Source organism: Amycolatopsis sp. FBCC-B4732, from assembly GCF_023008405.1.
GTDB classification, from domain to species: Bacteria; Actinomycetota; Actinomycetes; order Mycobacteriales; family Pseudonocardiaceae; genus Amycolatopsis; species Amycolatopsis pretoriensis_A.
The window spans coordinates 114566-138156 of sequence record NZ_CP095376.1 but is presented as its reverse complement, the minus strand read 5'-3'; the positions used below and the strand labels follow the sequence as shown (position 1 = coordinate 138156).

Annotated in this window: 3 protein-coding genes; all 3 read right to left on the bottom strand. The window is 75.0% G+C overall.

Annotated elements, in window-relative coordinates; all coding sequences use genetic code 11:
• Positions 1–160: 160 nt before the first annotated feature.
• The 3 genes from MUY14_RS00545 to MUY14_RS00525 are packed head-to-tail and all read right to left on the bottom strand — an operon-like array spanning position 161 to position 23419.
• Positions 161–7546: a type I polyketide synthase gene (locus MUY14_RS00545; protein ID WP_247019670.1), complete on the bottom strand. Its 7386-nt coding sequence runs from the start codon at positions 7544–7546 to the stop codon at positions 161–163.
• Positions 7543–10704: a type I polyketide synthase gene (locus tag MUY14_RS00535; protein WP_281506238.1), complete on the bottom strand. Its 3162-nt coding sequence runs from the start codon at positions 10702–10704 to the stop codon at positions 7543–7545. Before MUY14_RS00535 ends, MUY14_RS00545 begins: the two co-directional genes overlap by 4 nt.
• Positions 10697–23419 carry a type I polyketide synthase gene (locus MUY14_RS00525; RefSeq protein ID WP_247019669.1) on the bottom strand — a complete coding sequence of 4241 codons (12723 nt, stop codon included), beginning with the start codon at positions 23417–23419 and terminating at the stop codon, positions 10697–10699. Before MUY14_RS00525 ends, MUY14_RS00535 begins: the two co-directional genes overlap by 8 nt.
• Between the last annotated feature and the right edge of the window lie 172 nt (positions 23420–23591).

The window sequence follows — 23591 nt, the reverse complement described above, 5'->3', positions numbered from 1 at the left end:
AAGTAGCGGAGCTTGTCTTCACTCGACATGGGTGGTCCTCGGGGAACAGGGGGTCGCTGGGCGGCGGCTGGACGTCATGAACGAGTCGTTCATGACGTCGGACGCGGTGAACGGGTCGTTCATGGCGTCGGCGCCGAGCGGTGGCAGGGGGTCGGCGGCATCAGGAGATGCCGAATTCGGTGTCGAGCAGGCGGAACATCTCGTCGTCGTCGGCCGAGTCGAGGCGTTCCGCGATCGACTCGCGGTCCTCGCGCCACTGGGCGAGCAGGACCTCCAGGCGGGCCAGCGCCCGGCCCCGGTCCTGGGCACCCGCCGACGTCAGGCCGGCTTCGAGGCGGTCCAGCTCCTCGGCGAGGCCGTCGGGCGCGGGCTCGACGCGGGTGCGCAGGTGCGCGGCCAGCGCTTCGGCCGTCGGGTGGTCGAAGACCAGCGTGCTGGTCAGGGCGAGCCCGGTCGCGCGGGACAGCCCGTTGCGCAGCTCGACCGAGGCCAGCGAGTCGAGGCCGAGGTCGCGCAGCGGCTGGCGGACGTCCACCGACTCCGGCGTCGCGTGCCCGAGCACCACGGCGATCTCGCCGCGCACGATGTCGAGCAGCAGCCGGTCCAGCTCTGGCCCCTGGGCGGTGCCGAGGATCTCCGCGACCGCGCCGCCGGCCGCCGGTTCGAGCGCCAGGACCTCGCGGACCTCGGGCAGCTCGCCGAGCAGCGGGCTCGGGCGCTGGGCGGTGAACGCCGGCACGAACCGCGTCCAGTCGACGTCCGCGACGACGACTGTGGGCTCGTCCCGCTCGACCGCCGCGATCAGCTCGGCGACCGCGCGCTCCGGCGGCAGCCCGGGCACCCCGCGCCGCGCCATCTGCACGCCGGCCTCGCCCTCGGCCATGCCCGGCCCGGCCCACGGGCCCCAGGCGATCGACGTCGCGGTCAGGCCGCGGGCCCGGCGTGACTCGGCGACGGCGTCGAGCGCCGCGTTCGCCGCGGAATACGCGCCCTGGCCGCCGCTTCCCCAGGTGGCCGCGATCGACGAGAACAGCACGAACGCGTCGAGCGGGGTGTCCCCGAGCAGCTCGTCGAGGTGGGCCGCGCCCAGCACCTTCGCCGCGCGGACGCGGGCGAACTCGGCCACGGAGGTGCCGGCCAGGTACTCGGGATCGGCCGCGCCGGCGGCGTGGACCACCGCGGACGGCGGGAATTCGGCCAGCAGCGCGGCCAGCGCGGCCCGGTCGGCGACGTCGCACGCGCGGACCGTCACCCGCGCGCCGAGCGCGGTCAGGTCCTCGGCGAGCCCGGGTGCGGCCTGGCCACGACGGCTGGTCAGCACCAGGTGCTCGGCGCCGCCGGCCGCCAGGCGCCGGGCGACGTGCCCGCCGAGCGCGCCGGTGCCGCCGGTGATCAGCACCGTGCCGCGCGGGCGCCACTCGCGGACCTGCCGCCCGGTCGTCCGCACGAGCCGCCGTCCGAACACCCCGGACGGCCGCACCGCGATCTGGTCCTCGCCGCCGCCGAGCACGAGGTCGGCGCCGTCCGCGAGGTCGACGCACCCGCCCCAGCGGCGCGGGTGCTCCAGCCCCACGACGCGGCCGAGACCCCAGATCCCGGCCGCGGCGGGGTCCACCGGCTCGCCCGGTCCGACCTGGACGGCGGTGCGCGTGACGCACCACAGCGGCGCGTCCCGGCCCGCGTCCCCGAGGGCCTGGACCAGCACGAGGACGTCCTCGGCGGTGGTGAGGTACGACAGCACGCCGTCGGTCTCCGGCAGCCGCGCCGCGAGGTCCGCGCGGCTGATCCCGGCAGGCACCTCCAGCACCGTGACGCCTTCGGGAAGCCGCAGGTCGCTGCCTTCGGGGACGACGGCGAGCCACCAGCCGTCGAGCGCGGCCGGGGTGTCGATCGGCTGCCAGGCCACGCGGTACCGCCAGCCGGTGGTCCCGCCGTCGGCTTCGCCGCGCCAGCGGGCGAGCGCGGGCAGCACGGCGTCCACTGTGGAGCTTTCGACGCCGAGGGTTTCGGCCAGCCCGATGCCGTCGCCGTCGCGGACGGCGGCCCAGAACCGCGCGCCGGCCGGGTCGGCCGCCGGGGGCGTGCCCGGGTCGAGCCAGAACCGCTCGCGCTCGAACGGGTACGTCGGCAGGTCGACCCGCGTGGTCGCCGAACCCAGGATCGACGTCCACTGTGGACCCTTGCCCTGGACGTGCAGGCGGGCCACCGCCGTCAGCAGCGTCTCGGCTTCGGGCCGGTCCGCGCGCAGCACCGGCACGGCGTCCTCGACCAGCGCCGCCAGCACGGCGTCCGGGCCGATCTCGACGAACGTCGTGACGCCGTCGGCGCGCAGGGCCTCGATGCCGTCGGCGAACCGGACGGTGGCTTCGACCTGCCCGATCCAGTACTCCGCCGTCTCCGGGCCGGTCCCGCCGGTGGGGACGAACGGGAGTGCGGGCGCGGCGAAGGACACCGTTTCGAGTGCCGCGCGGAAGTCCGGCAGCATCGGGGCCATCAGCGGCGAGTGGAACGCGTGGCTCGTGGCGAGCCGCTTGGTCTTGGCGAACCGCGCCGCCACCTCGGCGACCGCGGCCGCTTCCCCGGAGAGCACCACGGCGTCCGGGCCGTTGACCGCGGCCAGCGACACCCCGGCCGGCAGCGGCCGGACGTCCTCTTCGGACGCTTGCACCGCGATCATCACGCCGCCCTCGGGCAGCGCCTGCATCAACCTGCCCCGCGCGGTGACCAGCGTGACCGCGTCTTCGAGGGTCAGGATGCCGGCGACGTGGGCGGCGGCGATCTCGCCGGCGGAGTGGCCCAGCACGGCGTCCGGCCGCACGCCCCACGATTCGAGCAGCCGCACGAGCGCGACCTCGACCGCGAAGATGGCCGGCTGCGCGAACTCGGTGCCGTCGAGCTCGGGGCCGCCCGCGAAGACGACCTCCCGGACTCGCGGATCCGGGCACGCGGCGTCGAACGCGGCCGCGAACGCCGGGTACGTCCCGTACAGTTCGCGGCCCATCCCGGCCCGCTGGGAACCCTGGCCGGTGAACAGGAACGCCGTCCGGCCGGGTCCGGCTTCCCCGGTGATCGCGCCACGGCCGTCGCGGATCGCGGCCAGTCCGGCGGCGCGGTCCTCCGGCGTGTCCGCGAGGACGACCGCCCGGTGCGCGAACGCGGCCCGGCCGGAGGCGAGGACCCGCGCGACCTCCGCGGGATCGGCGTCGACCTCGAGCAGTTGCCCGGCCTGCGAGCGCAACGCCGTCTCGGTGCGCGCCGACAGCAGCCACGGCACCGGGCCCGTGAACCCGTCCGGTGCGGCGGTGCCCGCCGGGTGTTCGAGGATCACGTGGGCGTTCGTGCCGCTGACGCCGAAGGACGACACGGCGGCACGCCGGACGTCCGTCTCGGGCCACGGCGTGGTGCCGGTCAGCAACGCGACCGCACCGGCCGTCCAGTCCACCTTGGCCGATGGCGACTCGAGGTGCAGGGTCCGCGGCAGGACGCCGTGGCGCATGGCCTCGATCATCTTGATGATCCCGCCGACCCCGGACGCGGCCTGCGCGTGGCCGATGTTCGACTTCAGCGACCCGAGCCACAGCGGCGCCGTCCGGTCCTGACCGTAGGTGGCCAGGACGGCCTGCGCCTCGATGGGGTCGCCCAGCACCGTGCCGGTGCCGTGGGCTTCGACCGCGTCGATGTCCGAAGCGGACAGTCCGGCGTTGGCGAGTGCCTGCCGGATCACCCGCTGCTGCGACGGCCCGTTGGGCGCGGTGAGGCCGTTGGACGCGCCGTCGGAGTTGACCGCCGACCCGGCGACCACGGCCAGCACCGGGTGCCCGAGCCGCCGCGCGTCCGAAAGCCGCTCCAGCAGCAGCATCCCGGCGCCTTCGGCCCACGCCGTGCCGTCCGCGGTGTCCGAAAAGGACTTGATGCGGCCGTCCGGCGCGAGCCCGCGCTGGCGGCTGAACTCGACGAACGCGCCGGGGCTCGACATGACCGTGACCCCGCCGGCGAGGGCGAGCGTGCATTCGCCCGCGCGCAGCGACTGCGCCGCGAGGTGCAGCGCGACCAGCGACGACGAGCACGCCGTGTCGACGGTCAGCGTCGGGCCTTCGAAGCCGAACGTGTAGGCGATCCGTCCGGAAAGGACACTGGCCGCGGTGCCGGTGCCGAGGTTGCCACCGACGTGCTCGGGAGCTTCGTGCAGCGGCGGTCCGTAGTCCTGGGACGCAGTGCCGGCGAACACGCCGACGGCGTCACCGCGAACCGCGCGCGGGTCGATGCCCGCGTGCTCGAACGTCTCCCACGCGACTTCCAGGAGCAGCCGCTGCTGCGGGTCCGTCGCCAGGGCCTCGCGGGGGCTGAGCCCGAAGAAGCCGGCGTCGAACCCGGCGGCGTCGGCCAGGAACCCGCCGTGCCGGACGTAGGTCTTGCCCGGCCGGCCGGGTTCCGGGTCGTGCAGCCCGTCGACGTCCCAGCCGCGGTCGGCGGGGAACGCGCTGATCGCGTCGGTGCCGCTCAGCACCAGGTCCCACAGCTGGGCCGGGGACGCGACGCCGCCCGGGTAGCGGCAGCCCATGCCGACGACGACGATCGGGTCGGCCGAGCCCGCGTGGGCGGTGATCGCCCCGGCCGGCGTCTTGCCCGCGAGCCACGCGGCGAGCGCGGCGGGGGTCGGGTGGTCGAAGACGAGCGTGGCGGGCAGCGTCAGCCCCGTCGCGGTGCCCAGCCGGGAGCTGAGTTCGACGGCGGTCAGCGAGTCGAAGCCCAGGTCGGCGAACGCGCGCTCGGCGTCGAGGGCTTCGGGGTGGCCCAGGACGGCCGCGGCCTGCGCGCGGACCATATCGGTCAGGTTCCCGCCTGGTACGGGAACTTCCGCGCGGACACGAGCCGGCGTGCGGCCGTCCGCGGTGAGCCAGTAGCGCTCGTGCTGGAAGGCGTAGGTCGGCAGGTCGGTGCGCCGCGCACCGGCGAAGAACGCGGTCCAGTCGACCGGGACGCCGTGCGTGTGCAGGGTGGCGACCGCCGTGAGCAGGGTGGCCGGCTCGTCGCGGTCCGGGCGCAGCGCGACCGCCGTCACGGCGTCGGTGAGGCCGCGGGCGATCGCGGTGAGCACGCCGTCGGGGCCGAGTTCCAGGTAGGCCGTGACGTCCTGCCCGGCCAACGTCGCGACGGCGTCGGCGAAGCGGACCGGCTCCCGGACCTGCGCGGCCCAGTAGTCCACTGTGGACATCTCGGCGGCCTGTCCGGTGCGGGTGGACACCAGCGGGACGACCGGCGGCCGGAAGTCCAGTGTCCGCACGGTTTCCGCCAGCGGCTCGAGGACCGGGTCCATCGCGGCGGAGTGGAAGGCGTGGCTCGTGGTGAGCCGCCGGGTCCGGCGTCCCCGGGCCGCCCAGTGCGCGACCACGTCCGCGACGGCGTCTTCCGGGCCGGAGACGACGACCGCGGCCGACCCGTTGACGGCGGCCAGGTCGACGTCCGGTGGCAGGTCGAGTTCGGCTTCCCCGGCCTCGATCGCGGCCATGGCGCCGCCCGCGGGCACCGCCGCCATCAGCCGGCCGCGCGCGGCGACCAGCGCGGCCGCGTCGGCGAGGGAGAGCACGCCGGCCAGGTGCGCCGCGGTGATCTCGCCGAGCGAGTGCCCGGCGACGACGTCCGGGCGGATGCCCCAAGACTCGACGAGCCGGGCCAGCGCGACCTCGACCGCGAACAGCCCGGCCTGCGCGTGGTCGGTGCGGTCGAGCAGCGTGCCGACGTCGGCGAAGACGACGTCCTTGAGCGGCGGCGCGCCGTCCCGGCGGGCGTCGATCTCGGCGCAGACGGCGTCGAACGCGGCCGCGAACACCGGGAACGCGGCGTACAGCTCGCGGCCCATGCCCGGCCGCTGGGCGCCCTGGCCGGTGCACAGGAAGGCGAGCTTGGTCTCGGCGCGAGCCTGGCCCTGGACGAGCCCGGCGGCGGGCAACCCCGCAGCCAACGCGGCCAGCCCGGCAGGCAGCTCCCCGACGACAACGGCCCGGTGCTCGAGCTGCGCCCGGGTCGTGGCCAGCGAAAACGCGACGTCGACGCTCGGCTCGACCCCACCCAGCCGAGCCGCCTGGGCACGCAGAGCTTCGGGCGTCTTGGCCGACAGCAACCACGGCAGCACGACAGGCGCGACCCGCTCGGTCGGTTCGGCGGTGACCGCCGGAGCTTCCTCGACGATCACGTGGGCGTTGGTTCCGCTGACCCCGAACGACGAGACCCCCGCACGGCGCGGGAAATCCCCCGCGGGCCACGACTGGGCTTCGGTCAGGAGGGACACCGCGCCGGCCGTCCAGTCGACGTGCGGTGAGCGCTCGTCCGCGTGCAGCGTGCGCGGCAGCTTCCCCGCGCGGAGGGCGAGGACCGTCTTGATGATCCCGCCGATGCCCGCCGCGGCCTGCGCGTGCCCGATGTTGGACTTGAGCGATCCCAGCCACAGCGGCGTTTCCCGGTTCTGGCCGTAGGTGGCCAGCAGCGCCGAAGCCTCGATCGGGTCACCCAGCACGGTGCCGGTGCCGTGTGCCTCGACGGCGTCCACATCGGACGGGACGAGCCGCGCGTCGGCCAGCGCGGCCCGGATGACCCGCTGCTGCGCGGGACCGCTGGGCGCGGTGAGGCCGTTGGACGCGCCGTCGGAGTTGACCGCCGAACCCGCCAGCACGGCCAGGACGTCGTGGCCGTTCGCCTGCGCGTCCGACAGGCGTTCCAGCACGAGGACGCCGACGCCCTCGGCCCAGCCGGTGCCGTCCGCGCCGGCGCCGAAGGACTTGCAGCGGCCGTCCGGGGCGAGCCCGCGCTGGCGGCTGAACTCGACGAACCCGCCGGGCGTGCTCATCACCGACACGCCGGCGGCCAGCGCGAGCGTGCTCTCCCCCGCGCGCAGCGACCGGATCGCCAGGTGCACCGCGACCAGCGACGCCGAGCACGCGGTGTCCACCGTGAGCGCCGGGCCTTCGAGGCCGAACGCGTAGGCGATCCGTCCGGAAAGGACACTCGCGGCCAGCCCGGTCAGCAGGTGGCCTTCGACGTCGGCGGGTGCCTCGTGCAGCCGCGGCCCGTAGTCCTGGCCGTTGGTCCCCGCGAAGACGCCGGTCCGGCTGCCGCGCACGGAATCCGGTGCGATGCCGGCCCGTTCGAACGCTTCCCAGGCGGCTTCGAGCAGCAGGCGCTGCTGCGGGTCCATCGCCGTGGCTTCGCGTGGGCTGAGGTCGAACAGCGCCGCGTCGAACCCGGCGACGTCGTCGAGGAACCCGCCGTGCCGGACGTAGCTCGTGCCGGACGCCGACGCGGGATCGGCCAGCTTCGCCAGGTCCCAGCCGCGGTCGGCCGGGAACTCCGTGACGGCGTCGCGGCCCTCGTCGACCAGCGTCCACAGGTCAGCGGGCGAAGCGACACCGCCGGGGTACCGGCAGCTCATCCCGACGACGGCGATCGGCTCGTGCGCGCGGTCCTCGAGCTCCCGGACCCGGCCGCGGGCTTCGCGCAGGTCGCCGGTGGCGCGCTTGAGGTAGTCGAGGAGCTTCTGTTCGTTCGTCACTTGGCGGCACCCAGTTCTTCGTCGAGCAGCGCGAACATCTCGTCGGCCGTGGCGCCCGCCAGTTCCGCCGCGGCGCCCGGCCCGGCCGCGACGAGCGTCCGGAGCCGGGTCAGCACGTGGTCGCGCGCGGCGCCGTCGAGGTCGCGCAGGCCGGCCTCGAGCGCGTCGAGGTGGCGGTCGAGGCCGGCCGACGGCGTGTCCGCCAGCGAAGCCAGCAGGTAGTCGGCCAGCGCAGCGGCGGTCGGGTGGTCGAACACCACCGTCACCGGCAGCTCCAGCCCGGTCGCCGCGGCGAGGCGGTTGCGGAGCTGGACACCCGCCGCCGAGTCGAAGCCCAGCTCGCGGAACGACCCGGCCGGCCGGACGTCGTCGGCCGAGGCGTGGCCGAGCACGGCCGCCGCGGCGGAACGGACCAGCTTCACCAGCGCCCGCCGCCGCTCGGCGCCGGTCAGCCCCACCACTTTCACGTGAAAGTGATCTGGAGAGGGCTCCTCCGGATCACTTTCACGTGAAAGTGCGGTCTGGGTGGTGAGCCAGTGGTTGCGGTGGTCGAACGCGTACGTGGGCAGGTCGATCCGCCGTCCCGCCGGCAGTGCCCAGTCGACGTCGATCCCGCGGACGGCCAGTTCGGCCAGCGCCAGCCGGACCCGGCCGAGGCCGCCGTCGCCGCGGCGCAGCGCACCGGCGACGACCGCGCCCGGCGCCGTCTGCTGCATGCCCAGCGTGAGCACGGGGTGCGGGCTGAGCTCGACGAACGCGGTCCAGCCCTCGGCCAGCGCGGCCCGCAGCGCCGGGTCGAACAGCACCGGCTGCCGCAGGTTCGTGAACCAGTACTCCGCGTCCAGCCCGGTGGTGTCGAACGCCGACGCGGTCACCGTCGAGAGGAACGGGACCTCGGCCCGGCGCGGCCGGATCGGCGCGAGGTCGGCGAGGAGCCGCTCCCGCAGCGAGTCGACCTGCGCGGAGTGGGACGCGTAGTCCACCGGAATCCGTTTCGCGTGCTCACCGCACTTCTCGACGAGTTCGTCCAATGCGGACGGTTCGCCGGACACGACGACCGAGGCGGCCCCGTTGACCGCGGCGATCGACAGCCCCGGCGTCAGCAGCTGCTCGACCTCGCCGACCGGCCGCCGCACGGACACCATCCCGCCCTGGCCGGACAACGCGGCCAGGGCCCTGCTGCGCAACGCGACCACCCGCGCACCGTCCGAAAGGGACAGTGCACCGGCGACGCACGCGGCGGCGATCTCACCCTGGCTGTGCCCGAGCACGGCCGCGGGCCGGACGCCGTGGGACTCCCACAGCGCCGCCAGCGACACCATCACGGCCCACAGCGCGGGCTGGACGACGTCGACGCGGTCGAGCTCGTCGCCGCGGCGCAGGACGCGCAGCAGGTCGAAGTCGGTAAACGGCACCAGCGCGGCCGCGCACTCGGCCAGCCGGGCGGCGAACACCGGAGACGTTTCCAGCAGCTCACGGCCCATCCCGGCCCACTGGGAACCCTGGCCGGGGAAGACGAACACCGCGTCCGGCCCGGCGTCGGCGATCCCGGTGACCACAGTGGACGATTCCTCCCCGGCGGCGAGCGCCGCGAGCCCCCGGCGCCGGTCCTCGCCGAGCACGACCGCGCGGTGGTCGAACCGGCTGCGTGAGCTCAGCAGCGAGTGGGCGACGTCGAGCGGGTTATCGTCCACGACGGACAGCAGCCGGGTGGCCTGGCCACGCAACGCCGTGGCACTCCGGGCGGACAGCACCCACGGTGCCGAGGGAACGTCCGGCGACGAGACAGCCGGTTCGGCCGCGGGCGCCTCCTCCAGGATCACGTGCGCGTTGGTCCCGCTGACCCCGAACGACGACACCCCGGCCCGGCGCGGGCGGTCCCCCGCGGGCCACGGCCGCGGTTCGGTCAGCAGCGACACCGCGCCCGCCGTCCAGTCCACGTGCGGTGACGGCTCGTCGGCGTGCAACGTCTTCGGTAGCACGCCGTGCCGCAACGCCAGGATCATCTTCAGCAGCCCGGCGACGCCGGCGGCGGCCTGGGTGTGCCCGAGGTTCGACTTGACCGACCCGAGCCACAGCGGCTCCGCCCGATCCTGTCCGTACGCGGCGAGCACCGCCTGGGCTTCGATCGGGTCGCCCAGCGCGGTACCGGTCCCGTGTGCCTCGACGACGTCCACATCGGACGGTGCCAGCCGCGCGTCGGCGAGCGCCTGCGCGATGACCCGCTGCTGCGCGGGACCGTTCGGCGCGGTCAGGCCGTTCGACGCGCCGTCGGAGTTCACCGCCGAGCCGCGCACCACGGCCAGCACCGGGTGCCCGAGCCGGCGCGCGTCGGAAAGCCGTTCCAGCAACAGGACCCCGGCGCCCTCGGCGAAGCCGGTGCCGTCGGCGCCCGCGCCGAACGCCTTACAGCGCCCGTCGGCGGAAAGCCCGCGCTGGCGGGAAAATTCGACGAACACCGACGGCGTCGCGAGCACCGTCGCGCCGCCCGCGAGCGCGAGCGTGCACTCGCCGCGGCGCAGCGCCTGCACCGCCAGGTGCACGGCGACCAGCGACGACGAGCAGGCGGTGTCGAGCGTCAGCGCCGGGCCTTCGAAGCCGAGGGTGTAGGCGATCCGGCCCGAGGCCAGGGAGCCGGAGGTGCCCATCAGCACCCGGCCGGCGAGGTCCGCGTCGGCCGCGCCGGTGCCGTAGTCGGCGTACATCGTCCCGGCGAACACGCCGGTCCGGCTGCCGCGCAACGACTGCGGGTCGATGCCGGCGCGTTCGACGGCCTCCCAGGACAGTTCGAGCAGCAGCCGGTGCTGCGGGTCGGTGACCTCGGCGGCGGCCGGGGACATGCCGAAGAACCCGGCGTCGAACGCGCCCGGCTCGGCGAGGAACCCGCCGTGGCGGGTGCTGGAGTGCCCCGGTTCGTCCGGCCGGTGCAGGCTTTCGACGTCCCAGCCGCGGTCTCCGGGGAACTCGGTGATGGCGTCAGTGCCGCCGTCGAGCAGCCGCCAGAGGTCCTCGGGCGTGGTGACGCCGCCGGGGTACCGGCAGCCGGTGCCGACGACGGCGATCGGCTCCTCGGCGGCCCGCAGCTTCTCGCGGGCCTGGTGCAGTTCGAGGGTGACCCAGCGGAGGTTCTCCAGCACGCGGTCGTCGTGCTCAGCCATGGTTGCCCAGCTCCTTGGAGATGAAGTCGAGTAGTTCGCCGGCCGAAGCGGTGCGCAGGTGCTGCGCCGGGTCGCCGGGTTCGGGTTCGGGCCGCCGCAGGCGGGCGCCGAGGGCTTCGAGCCGGGCCAGCACCGTGGCCAGCACGGACTCGTCGACGTCGGCGAGGGCGTGCTCGAGGCGCTCGACGTGGTCGAGCGCCGCCGGCCGGGCCGGGCCGGTGACCAGCCCGCGTTCGAGGTGCGCGGCGACGGCCGACGGCGTCGGGTGGTCGAAGACGAGCGTCGCGGGCAGCCGCACCCCGGTCGCGGCGGTGAGCCGGTTGCGCAGCTCGACCGCGGTCAGGGAGTCGAACCCGATCTCCGCGAACGGCTGGGCGGGGTCGATCGCGGCCGTCCCCTGGTGCCCGAGCACCGCGGCGACCTCGCCCCGGACCAGGTCGAGCAGCACCTTCGGCAGCTCGGCGGCGGGGACGTCGGTCAGCTCGACCCGCGCTTTCGCCGGGGTGACCGGAGCGCGGACGAGCCCGCGCAGCAACGGCGGGACCTCGCCGAGCCGGGCCGCCGACGTCTCCAGCCGGACCGGGTACAGCACCGCCTCCCCGGCCGCCCAGGCCGCGTCGAAGAGATCCAGGCCCTGCCGGTTCGACAGCGGCAGCACCCCCGTGCGGCCCAGCCGGCCCAGGTCGGTGCGGTCCAGCCCGCCGGTCATCGTGCTCGCCTCGGCCCACAGGCCCCAGCCCAGCGACAACGCCGGCAGCCCGTGCGCGCGGCGGTGCCGGGCGAGCGCGTCGAGGTAGGCGTTCGCGGCGGCGTAGTTCGCCTGCCCCGCGGTGCCGAGCGTGCCCGCGACCGAGGAGAACAGGACGAAGCTGCGCAACGGGAGTCCGGCGGTCAGCTCGTGCAGGTGCCGGGCGGCGTCGACCTTCGGCCACAGCACGGTGTCGAGCTGCCCGGCGGTGAGCGCGGAGAAGGTCGCGTCGGCCAGCACCCCGGCGGCGTGCACGACCGACGTCAGCGGGCGCTCGGCCGGGATCGCCGCGAGCACGTCGGCGAGCCTGTCCCGGTCGGCGGCGTCCGCGGCGACGACCTCAGCCTCCGCGCCCAGCTCCGCCAGCTCGGCGGCGAACTCGGCCGCGCCGTCGGCTTCCGGTCCCCGGCGGCTGAGCAGCAGCAGGTGGCGGGCGCCGTGGGCGAGCACGAGGTGCCGGGTGACGAGCCGCCCGAGCGTGCCGAGCGCCCCCGTCACGAGCACCGTGCCGGCCGCGTCGAGCAGCGGCCCGGTGGCAGCGCGGACGTCCGCGCGGGCGAACGCCGGAACGTACGCGACCCCGGCACGCAGGGCGAGCTGCCCCTCCCCGGTCCCGAGTGCGGCGGGCAGAGCTTCCCGCGAACGCGGGTCGTCGTCGACGTCGGCCAGCACGATCCGGCCCGGGTGCTCCGCCTGCGCCGACCGCAAGAGCCCCCAGAGCGCGGCGCCGGTGAGGTCGTCTTCGGTCGCGCCGCTGGTCAGCACCACGAGCCGGCCGTCGGCGGGCGAATCCAGGAACTCGCGCACGAGGTCCAGGTGCCGGGTGAGGACTTCGCGGACTTCTCCGGTGCCGGCGGACACCACCACGTCGCCCTCGACCGGCGCGCCGGTCTCGGCCGGCTGCCACGCGAGGCGGTACAGCGAGTCCGAACCGGCCGCGAGCTGCGCGGGTGAGAATGGGCGCAGGGTCAGCGCTTCCGCCGTCAGCACCGGACGGCCGTCCTCGTCGTCCACCGCCAGCGACACCGCGTCCGGGCCGGCCGGGGAAAGCCGGGCCCGCAGCGCCCGGGCGCCGGACGCGTGGGCGGTGACGCCGGACCACGCGAACGGCAGCCGGGGGGCGTCGTCGGCGAAGAAGCCGCCGAGCCGGACCGCTTGGGCCGCGGCGTCGAGCAGGGCCGGGTGCACCACGAAGGTGCCGGGCTCGGCCGGGCTGATCTCGGCGTGGACGTCGTCACCGGACCGCCAGGCCCGGGCCAGGCCCTGGAAGGCGGGGCCGTAGTCGAAGCCGTCTTCGGCCGCGGCGACGTAAAACTTCTCGACGTCGATCTCGGTCCCGGCAGGTGGCCAGGTCAGCGGCGGGCGGACCGCGGCGGTGGCCGGGCCGAGGGTGCCCGAAGCGTGCCGCGTCCAGGGCCCGTCCTCGGTGCGGGCGAAGATCTTCACGGCGTCTTCACTGACGGTGACCTGGACGAGCACGGCGCCGCGGCGCGGCAGGACGAGCGGTGCTTCGACGGTCAGATCTTCCACGGTGGCACCGGTTTCGCGGGCCGCGTGCAGGGCGAGGTCGAGGAACGCGGTGCCGGGCAGCAACGGCGTGTCGAGGACGGCGTGGTCGGCGAGCCACGGCATCGCCCGCAGCGACAGCCGGCCGGTGAACAGCCGGACGTCCGGGTCGGCGAGCCGGGTCGAGGCGGCCAGCAGCGGGTGCCCGGCCGCGTCGAGGCCGAGCCCGTCGACGCCGGCGGGGGTTTCGACCGCGTCGAGCCAGAACCGTTCGCGCTGGAAGGGGTAGGTCGGCAGGGCCGCGCGAGTGCCCGCGGGCAGCGCCCAGTCGACCGGCACGCCGTGGACGTGCGCCTCGCCGAGTGCCGCGAGCACGCGGACCGGACCGCCGTCGTTCCGCTTGAGCGTGCCGAGGGCGGTGGTGGTCTCGGCGAGGGCGCTGACGAGGACCGGGTGCGGGCTGCACTCGATGAAGACGTCGTGGCCCGTTTCGGTGAGGTTTTCGGTGGTGCGCGCGAATTCGACGGGCTGACGGAGGTTGCGGTACCAGTACGCGGCGCCGAGGTCGGCGGTGTCGGTGAGTTCGCCGGTCACGGTGGAGTGGAAGGGAATCTCCCCCGACCGCGGCCGCACCGGGGCGAGCACTCGGGCCAGCTCGTCTTCGAGGACTTCCACGTGCGGCGAGTGGGAGGCGTAGTCGACGGCGATCCGCTTGGCCGGGACGTCCGAGGCCAGCAGCTCGTCGAGCGCGTCGGCGTCACCGGACACCACGGTCGAGGCGCCGCCGTTGACCACGGCGACCGCGAGCCCCGGCCAAGGAGCGATGAGCTCCCGCGTCCGATCGGCCGGCGCGGCCACGGACACCATGCCGCCGCGTCCCGACAGCGCCAGCAACGCCCTACTGCGCAGCGCGACCACGCGGGCACCGTCCGACAGGGACAGTCCACCCGCGACGACCGCGGCGGCGATCTCACCCTGGGAGTGGCCCACGACGGCGGCGGGTTCGACGCCGTACGCCCGCCAGACGGCGGCGAGCGACACCATCATCGCCCACAGCGCGGGCTGGACCACGTCGACCCGCTGCAGCGCCTCGGCGTCGCCGAGGACGTCCAGGAGGTGCCAGTCCACAAAGGAGCCGAGGGCGGCCGCGCACTCGGCCATCCGCTCGGCGAACACCGGTTCGGTCTGGAGGAGTTCCCGGCCCATCCCGGCCCACTGCGAGCCCTGACCGGGGAAGACGAACACGACCCGGCGGCCCGGCCGCGCCACACCGGCGCCGGTCCCCCGCTCGGCGAGCGCGGTGAGCCCGGCCTTCAGGTCACCGGTGACGACGGCGCGGTGGTCGAACGCCGGTCGCTCGACCAACGCCCGCGCGACGCCGGCGGGATCGCCGTCCACAAGGGACAGAAGGCGCCGGGCTTGCTCACGCAGTGCGGGTTCCGTGCGGGCCGAGAGCACCCACGGGGCCGGCTCGTTCGCTGTCGCGGACGGCTCCGGTTCCGGAACGGCTTCGAGGATCACGTGCGCGTTGGTCCCGCTGATGCCGAACGACGACACCGCCGCGCGCCGCGGCCGTGCGACCTCGGGCCAGGCGCGGTTCTCGGTGAGCAGCTCGACCGCGCCCGCCGTCCAGTCGACGTGCGGGGACGGCTCGTCGACGTGCAGTGTCTTCGGCAGCACGCCGTGCCGCATCGCCTGCACCATCTTCACGACCGCGCCGACACCCGCGGCGGCCTGCGTGTGCCCGACGTTCGACTTGAGCGAACCCAGCCACAGCGGCGTTTCCCGGCCCTGGCCGTACGTCTCCAACAGGGCCTGCGCCTCGATCGGGTCGCCGAGCGGGGTGCCGGTGCCGTGCGCCTCGACGGTGTCCACATCGGACGTCGTCAGGCCCGCGGTCGCGAGCGCGGCGCGGATCACGCGTTGCTGCGACGGGCCGTTCGGGGCGGTGAGGCCGTTCGACGCGCCGTCGGAGTTGATCGCGGACCCGCGCAGCACGGCGAGCACCGGGTGCCCGTTGCGGCGGGCGTCGGACAGGCATTCCAGCAGCAGCATCCCGGCACCCTCGGCCCAGGCGGTGCCGTCGGCGGCGGCCGCGAACGGCTTGCAGCGGCCGTCCGGGGCGAGCGCGCGCTGGCGGCTGAACTCCACGAACGAGCCCGGCGTGGCCATCACCGCGACGCCGCCCGCGAGCGCGAGGCCGCATTCGCCCTGCCGCAGGGCTTGCGCGGCGAGGTGCAGCGCGACCAGCGACGACGAGCACGCGGTGTCGACCGTGACGGCCGGGCCTTCGAACCCGAAGGTGTAGGCGACGCGGCCGGAAACGACGCTGCCGGACCCGCCGGTGAACGAGTAGCCCTCGGCTTCCTCGGGCAGCGGGGCCAGGCGCGCGGTGTAGTCGTGGTACATCGCGCCCGCGAAGACGCCGGTGCGGCTGCCGCGCAGGCCGAGCGGGTCGATCCCGGCGTTTTCGAAGGCCTCCCAGGAGGTTTCGAGCAGGAGGCGCTGCTGCGGATCCATCGCGGTGGCCTCGCGCGGGCTGATGCCGAAGAACTCGGCGTCGAACTCGCCCGCGTCGTGCAGGAACCCGCCGCGCGTGGTGTAGGTGCGGCCGGGGCGGTCGGGATCGGCGTCGTACAGCGCCTCGACGTCCCAGCCGCGGTCGACCGGGAACTCGCTGATCGCGTCCCGGCCGTCGACGACCAGCTGCCACAGCTCGTCCGGGCCGGTCACGCCCCCGGGGAAGCGGCAGGCCATGCCGACGATGGCGACCGGGTCCCCCACGACGGCGGTCTGTGTGGCGGCTTCCGCGGCTTCCTCGCCGCCGCCCAGTTCCGCGTGCAGGCGGTCGATCACCGCGGCCGGCGTCGGGTGGTCGAACAGGAGCGTGGCCGGCAGCCGGAGCCCGGTCGCGGCGGCCAGGCGGTTGCGCAGCTCGACCGACGTGAGCGAGTCGAACCCGATCTCCTTGAACGCCCGGCCCGGCTCCACCGCGGCCGGGTTCCCCAGCCCGAGCACGGCCGCGACCTCGGCACGGACGACGTCGGCGATCCCCTCGACGGTGATCGCGGTCTTGGTGGCACCGCGGCCGGCGCGCAAGCGGACGACGCTTCGCAGCAGCGACGGCACCGTCCCCGCGGCACGCAGTCCGGCTTCGTCGACGCGCAGAGGCACGAGCAGCGCGTCTGCGGCGCCGCGGGCGGTGTCGAACAGGTCGAGCGCGTCCACAGTGGACAAAGTGCCGACGCCGGTGCGGGACATCCGGGTCCGGTCCGCGGCGGCCAGCCCGCCGCCCATGCCGTCCGCCGTCTCCCACAGACCCCACGCCAGCGCCGTGGCCGGAAGTCCCTGAGCACGCCGATGTCCGGCGAGTGCGTCGAGGAAAGCGTTCGCGGCCGCGTAGTTGGCCTGACCCGCCGTGCCGAGCAGGCCGGAAACGGAGGAGAACAGCACGAACTCGGTCAGCTCGCCGGTCAGCTCGTGCAGGTTCCAGGCGGCATCGACCTTCGCGCGCAGGACGTCGTCGAGCTGCTCGGTGGTGAGCGTCTCGACCGGACCGTCGGCGAGAACACCGGCGGCGTGGACGACCGCGGTCACCGGGTGTTCGGACAGCAGCGCGGCCAGTGCGTCGCGATCGGCGACGTCGCAGGCAGCGAGGGTCACCTCCGCGCCCAGCGCCTCCAGTTCCGCGACCAGTTCTCCGGCGCCTTCCGCGGCGGGACCGCGGCGGCTGACCAGCAGCAGGTGCCGGACGCCCTGCTCGGCGAGGCGCCGGGCCAGCGCGCGGCCGAGACCACCGGTCGCGCCGGTGATGAGCACGGTGCCGTGCGGAGCCGGGACCGCGTCCGGCACGGTGGCCCGGGCCAGCCGCGGGACGAGCACGACGCCGTCCCGGTACGCCAGTTCCGGTTCGCCGGTGGCCGCGACGGCGGCGATTTCCTTCGGCGTCAGCTCGGTGTCGGTGTCCAGGAGCACGAACCGGCCGGGATGCTCGGTCTGGGCCGAGCGGACCAGCCCGCGCACCCCGGCGTCAGCGAGTTCGCTGGTCACGAAGATGAGCTGGGCGCCGTCGAAGCGGGCGTCGGCGAGCCAGGTGCGGATGAGGCCGAGCGCGTGGTTCGTGGCGGTGCGCACCCGGGCCGGCACCGCGCTTGTGCCGGACTCGGGGCGCACCGCCACGAAGTCGGGGACCTCGGCCAGGTCGAGGCCGGTGGTGAGCACGCAGGTCGCCGTCGTGACCGGGGCGGGCACCGGCGTCCAGGCGACGCGGTAGAGGTCGTCGCGGGAGACGGTGGCCGTCAGCTGGTCCGCGGCGACGGGCCGCAGGGACAGGGCACCGACTTCGGCGACCGGAGCACCTGCGGTGTCTACGATGGACATTCCGGCGGCCGCGGTGTAGCGGACGCGGATCGTGCTCGCGCCGGCCGCGTGCAGACGGACGTCGTGCCAGGAGAACGGGATCCGGCCCGCCTCGACGCCTTCCGGGTCGCCGAACGCGACGACGTGCAGGGCGCCGTCGAGCAAGGCGGGGTGCAGGCCGTAGTCCGCGGCCTCGGCGACGCGGTGCTCAGGCAGTGCCACTTCGGCGAACAGCTCGTCGCCTCGCCGCCAGACCGCGCGCAAGCACCGGAATTCGGGGCCGTAGCCGAACCCGGCGTCGGCGATGCGGTCGTACCGGCCGTCGAGGTCGACGGGCTCGGCGCCTTCCGGCGGCCAGACCGGCTCCGGCGCGGGCACGGTTCCGCCGGCGGAGACGGACCCGGCGGCGTTGCGGGTCCAGCCCGCGGTCACCGACGGCTGGTCGGGCCGCGACGAAACGGCCACCGCGCGGCGGCCGGACTCGTCGGGTGCGCCGAGAGAAACTTGGAGCTGGACGCGGCCGTCCGCGGGCAGGACGAGCGGGGTCTCCTGGACGAGCTCGTCGAGCCGGTCGCAGCCCGCCTGCCCGGCGGCGAGCAGCGCGAGTTCCACGAAAGCACTGCCGGGCAGGAGGTTCGCGCCGAGCACGACGTGATCGGCCAGCCACGGCTGGGTCCGCACGGACAGGAGGCCGGTGAACAGGGCGCCGTCCGTGCCGGCGACCTCGGCGCCGCCGCCGAGCAGCGGGTGGCCGGTCGGGGTGAGGCCCGCGGCCGCGACGTCGGCGCGCAGCGAGCGTGGCGGGAGCCAGAAGCGCTGCCGCTCGAACGGATAAGTCGGCAAGTCTACTGTGGACTTACTCGGAATCGCTTCGCCGAGCACGGCCAGCACCGGGTACACGGCTTGGACGTCGTCGCGGCCGGAGCGGAGGGTCGGGAGGAAGTCGCCGTCCGGCAGGCAATCGCGGCCCATGGCGGTCAGGACGCCGTCGGGCCCCAGCTCGACGAACGTGGTGACGCCGGCGTCGGCCAGGCGGGCGACGGTGTCGGCGAAGCGGACGGTGCCGCGGACGTGCCGGACCCAGAACTCCGGCGTCGCGGGATCGCCGTCGACCTCCAGCGGGATGCGCGCCGGGTGGAACGTGGCCGACCCGGCGACCGCGCGGAAGGCGTCGAGCATGCCGTCCATGTGCGGGGAGTGGAAGGCATGGCTGACGGTGAGGCGCCGGGTCCGCCGCCCGAGTCCGGCGAAGTGCGTTTCGATCTTCGCAACGGCGGTTTCGTCGCCGGCGACGACGACGGACCGGGGCCCGTTGACCGCGGCGAGGGAAACGCCGTCGCCGAGCGGGATCTCGGCCTCGGTCGCTTCGATGGCGGCCATCGCCCCGCCGCCGGGGAGTGCGTCCATCAGCGTGCCGCGGGCGGCGACGAGCCGGGCGGCGTCGGCGAGGTCGAGGATCCCGGCGACGTGTGCGGCAGCGAGTTCGCCGATCGAGTGCCCGGCCACGAAGTCCGGCCGGATGCCGTGGTGCTCGAACAGCCGGAACAACGCCACTTCGACGGCGAAGAGCGCGGGCTGGGTGTAGGCGGTGCGGTCGAGGAGGGTGGTGTCGTCGGCGAAGACGACGGTCTTGAGTGGACGGTCCAGGTGCGGGTCGAGCGCCGCGAAAACCTCGTCGAGGGCGGCGGCGAAGACCGGGTCGGCGTCGTAGAGGGGCTGGGCCATGCGGGCGCGCTGGGAACCCTGTCCGGTGCAGAGGAAAGCGAGCTTGCCCGGGGTCGTGCGATGGATGCCGGTGCCGTGCTCGGCCAGCGCTTCGAGCGCGTCGAGCTGACCGCCGACAATCCCCGCGCGGTACTCGAACCGGCTCCGCGCGGCCAGCGTGGCCGCCACCTCGCCGGACGTCAGCGAGGGGTGTGCGAGAAGGTGTTCCCGCAGGTCAAGGGCTTGCCGCCGGAGCGCATCCGGAGTCTTGGCACTGAGCACCCACGGCGCGGCCGAGCGACCCAATGTGGCGTTGGGGTGCTCGGGGGGTGCCTCCAGGATGGCGTGGGCGTTCGTGCCGCTGATGCCGAACGACGAGACCGCCGCCCGGCGGGGGCGCGGGACCTCGGGCCAGGCGCGGCTCTCGGTGAGCAGCTCGACCGCGCCCGACGTCCAGTCCACGTGCGGGGTCGGCTCGCCGACGTGCAGCGTCTTCGGCAGGATCCCGTGCCGCATCGCCAGCACCAGCTTCAGCACGCCGCCGATGCCGGCCGCCGCCTGGGCGTGACCGATGTTCGACTTCAGCGAGCCCAGCCACAACGGCGTCGAGCGGTCCTGGCCGTAGGTCGCCAGCACCGCCGACGCCTCGATCGGGTCGCCCAGGACCGTGCCCGTCCCGTGCGCCTCGACGACGTCCACCTCGGACGCCGTCAGTCCCGCGTCCGCCAGTGCCGCCCGGATCACCCGGCGCTGGGCCGGGCCGCTCGGAGCGGTCAGGCCGTTGGACGCGCCGTCGGAGTTCACCGCCGTGCCGCGGACCAGGGCCAGCACCGGGTGGCCGTGGCGCCGCGCGTCGGACAGACGCTCCAGCAGCACCACCCCGGCGCCTTCCGCCCAGCCGGTGCCGGCCGCGTCGGCCGAAAACGCGCGGCAGCGGCCGTCGGCGGACAGGCCGCCCTGCTTGGCGAACTCGACGAACATCCCGGGCCCGGACATGACCGTGACCCCGCCCGCGAGCGCCATCCCGCACTCGCCCGCCCGCAGCGACCGCACCGCCAGGTGCAGTGCGACCAGCGACGACGAGCACGCCGTGTCCACCGTGATCGCCGGGCCTTCCAGCCCGAAGACGTGCGCGACGCGGCCGGAGATCAGGCTCGGCGACGTCCCGGTCAGCAGGTGGCCGTCCTCGGCTTCGTGCAGCCGCGGGCCGTATTCGTGCGAGGTCGCGCCGAGGAAGACGCCGTCGCGGTGGCCGCGGACCGTCTCGGGTCGGATGCCCGCGCGCTCGTAGGCCTCCCACACCGCCTGCAACACCAGCCGCTGCTGCGGGTCCATCGCGAGCGCCTCGCGCGGGCTGATGCCGAAGAACGCCGGGTCGAACTCGGCCGCCCCGGTCAGGAACCCGCCCTCGCGGACGGCGTCGCTGTCCCAGCCGCGGTCCGACGGCGGCGCGGACACCGCGTCCCGGCCCGATGCGACCAGCTGCCAGAGGTCCTCCGGCGTGCGGACGTCGCCGGGGAACCGGCAGGCCATCGCCACGATCGCGATGGGTTCGCCCGACGCGGCGGCGAAGTCGTCGCGGGCCTCGGCGGCACCGGCCAGGTGCGCGGCCACGGCCTCGGGCGTCGGGTGCTCGAACAGCAGCGTCGCGGGCAGCGCGCGGCCGGTCGCCTCGGCGAGCCGGTCCCGCAGCTCGAGGCCGGTCAGCGAGTCGACGCCGAGGTCGCGGAAGCTCCGCGCCGGGTCGACGTCGGCCGCCGACGCGTACTCCAGGACGGCCGCGACCTCGGCGCGGACCAGGTCGAGGGGAACGAGCGGGTCCCCGGCCCCGCGTTCGGGGACCCGCTCGGCAACCGGGCCGGCGGTCAGGATGTCCCGCCGGTCCGGAAGCCAGTAGCTCGCGCGCTGGAACGGGTACGTCGGCAGCTCGACGCGGTTGCCTCGCCAGGGCGCGAAAAGCGCGGCCCAGCCGACGTCGCGGCCGGTGACGTGCAGGGTCGCCAGCGCCCGCAGTAATGCAGCGGTCTCGGACCGCGCGCCGCGCTGGGCGGGGACGACGGCGGCCCGCGCGACGGTCGCGCGGACCTGCTCGGTCAGCACCCCGGCCGGGCCGATCTCGACGAAGTCCGTTACGCCGCGGGCTTCCAGCGTCCGGACGCCGTCGGCGAACCGGACCGCCTCGCGCGCGTGCCGCACCCAGTATGCGGCGGTGCCCAGTTCGGCCGTCGCGAGCCGGCCGGTCACGTTCGACACCACCGGGATCCGCGCGTCCGCATAGGACAGTCCACTCGCGACTTCGCCGAACGCCGCCAGCATCGGCTCGATCCGCGCGGAGTGGAAGGCGTGGCTGACGGTCAGCCGCTTGGTGCGGTGCCCGCGCGCGGCCAGCTCGGCCGCGGCGGTGAGGACGGCGTCTTCGTCACCGGACAGCACGACCGCCGACGGCCCGTTCACCGCGGCGAGCGAGACGCGCTCGCCCAGCAGCAACCGTACGTCGGCCTCGGCGGCTTCCACCGCGACCATCGCCCCGCCGGCCGGGAGGGCCTGCATGAGCGCGCCGCGGGCGGCGACCAGCCGGGCCGCGTCGGTCAGGGAGAACACGCCGGCGACGTGCGCGGCGGCCAGCTCGCCGACCGAGTGCCCGGCGACGAAGTCCGGCCGCACCCCGGCGGCCTCGAACAGCCGGAACAGCGCCACTTCGAACGCGAAAAGGCCGGCCTGGGTGTACTCCGTCCGATCGACGGCGTCTTCGAGGACGACGTCGGCCAGCGGCCGGTCGAGCAGGCCGTCGAAGGCGGCGCACGTCTCGGCGAAAGCTGAGGCGAACGCCGGGAAGGCTTCGGCCAGCTCCCGGCCCATCCCGGCGCGCTGGCTGCCCTGCCCGCTGAACAGGAAGGCGAGCGCGCCCCGGTCCGCCACCCGGCCCCGGACGATCTCGTGGGCGCTGCCGCCGCCGGCGAGCGTGCGCAGGCCGGCCAGGAGCGCCGCGCGGTCCCGGCCGACGACGACGGCCCGGTGTTCGTGGTGCTTGCGCGTGGTGGCCAGCGAAAGACCGACGTCCACGGTGTCCATTTCGGACATCGTGGAAAGCTGTGACGCCTGATCGCGCAGGGCTTCCGGCGTACGCGCCGACAGCAGGAACGGCAACGCGTGCGGGACGTCCGGTGCCGCCTTCTCCCGCGCGGGCGGCTCCTGCAAGACCAGGTGGCAGTTCGTTCCGCCCATGCCGAACGAGGACACGCCGGCCACGAGCGGGCGGCCGGGCTCGGGCCAGTCCGACAACGACGTCTGCACCCGCAAGCCGAGCTCCGCCAGCGGGATCGCCGAGGTCTCGAAACCGGGGGTGGGCGGCAGTTTCCGGTGCCGCAGCGCGAGAACCACCTTGACCAGGCCGGTGATCCCGGCCGCGGCTTCGGTGTGACCGACGTTCGCCTTCGCGGACCCGACGATCAGGGGCGCGTCCGGACGGCCGAGGACCCGGCCCAGCGCGGCGGCTTCGACCGGGTCGCCGGCCTTCGTGCCGGTGCCGTGCAGCTCGACGTACTGGACCGACCGCGGGTCGACCCCCGCGTAAGCCCGCCGCAGGACTTCGGCCTGGCCGTCGGCGTCCGGCGCGGTGAGACCGGCGCCGCCGCCGTCGTTGCCGACCGCGCCGCCGAGGAGCACCGCGTGCACGAGGTCGCCGTCGGCGAGGGCCTGGTCGAGGGGCTTGAGGACGACGACCGCGCCGCCCTCGCCGCGCACGAACCCGTTGGCGCGCGCGTCGAAGACGTGAGTGGTGCCGTCGGGCGACAGCCCGCCGAAACGTTCGGCCAGGACAGCACCTTCCGGTACGAGGTTGAGGTGCACACCGCCGGCGAGCGCGACCGCGCATTCCCCGCGGCGCAGGCTTTCCGCGGCCTGGTGCACCGCGACCAGCGACGACGACTGTCCGGAGTCGACGGTGAAGCTCGGCCCGCGCAGACCGAGCGCGTAGGAGACGCGGTTGGCGATCAGGCCGCGGCGGATCCCGGCCATGGAGTGCCGCGTGACGGCGTCGGCACCGGCGCGGTCGAGCAGGGTGGCGTAGTCGTCGGAGGCGGCGCCGAGGAAGACGCCGGTCCGCGGCCCCGGCACGAGACCGGCGTTTTCCACGGCCTCCCAGGCGAGTTCGAGCATCAGCCGCTGCTGCGGGTCGATCGCGGCGGCTTCCCGCGGCGAGATCCCGAAGAACGCGGGGTCGAAGTCCGCGACGCGCTCGAGGTACGCCGCCGGCGGCGCGCCGGGGGAAGCGGCGCGGCCGGCGGGCGGTTCCCCGATCGCGCTGCGGCCTTCGCGCAGCAGCGCCCAGAACCCGGCGGGGTCCGCGGCCGAGGGCAGCCGGCAGGACAGGCCGACGATCGCGATCCCGTCCGGCATGGGCCCTCCTCACAGTTTTCTTGCGGTACCTGGAAAAACCTAGAAGGCGTGGCTTCTGCTTCGCTTCCACCGGCTTCCCCGGGCCTGAAAGTCACCGGCCGCGACGGGAGCGACGCGATCCGTGGTGCCCCCCGGACACGAAGAAGGGGACTGCCCTCGCGGGCAGTCCCCT

Coding starts and splice junctions, on each gene's coding strand:
- MUY14_RS00535 (WP_281506238.1), bottom strand. CDS start 10,704: ATGGCTGAGCACGACGACCGCGTGCTGGAGAACCTCCGCTGGGTCACC.
- MUY14_RS00525 (WP_247019669.1), bottom strand. CDS start 23,419: ATGCCGGACGGGATCGCGATCGTCGGCCTGTCCTGCCGGCTGCCCTCG.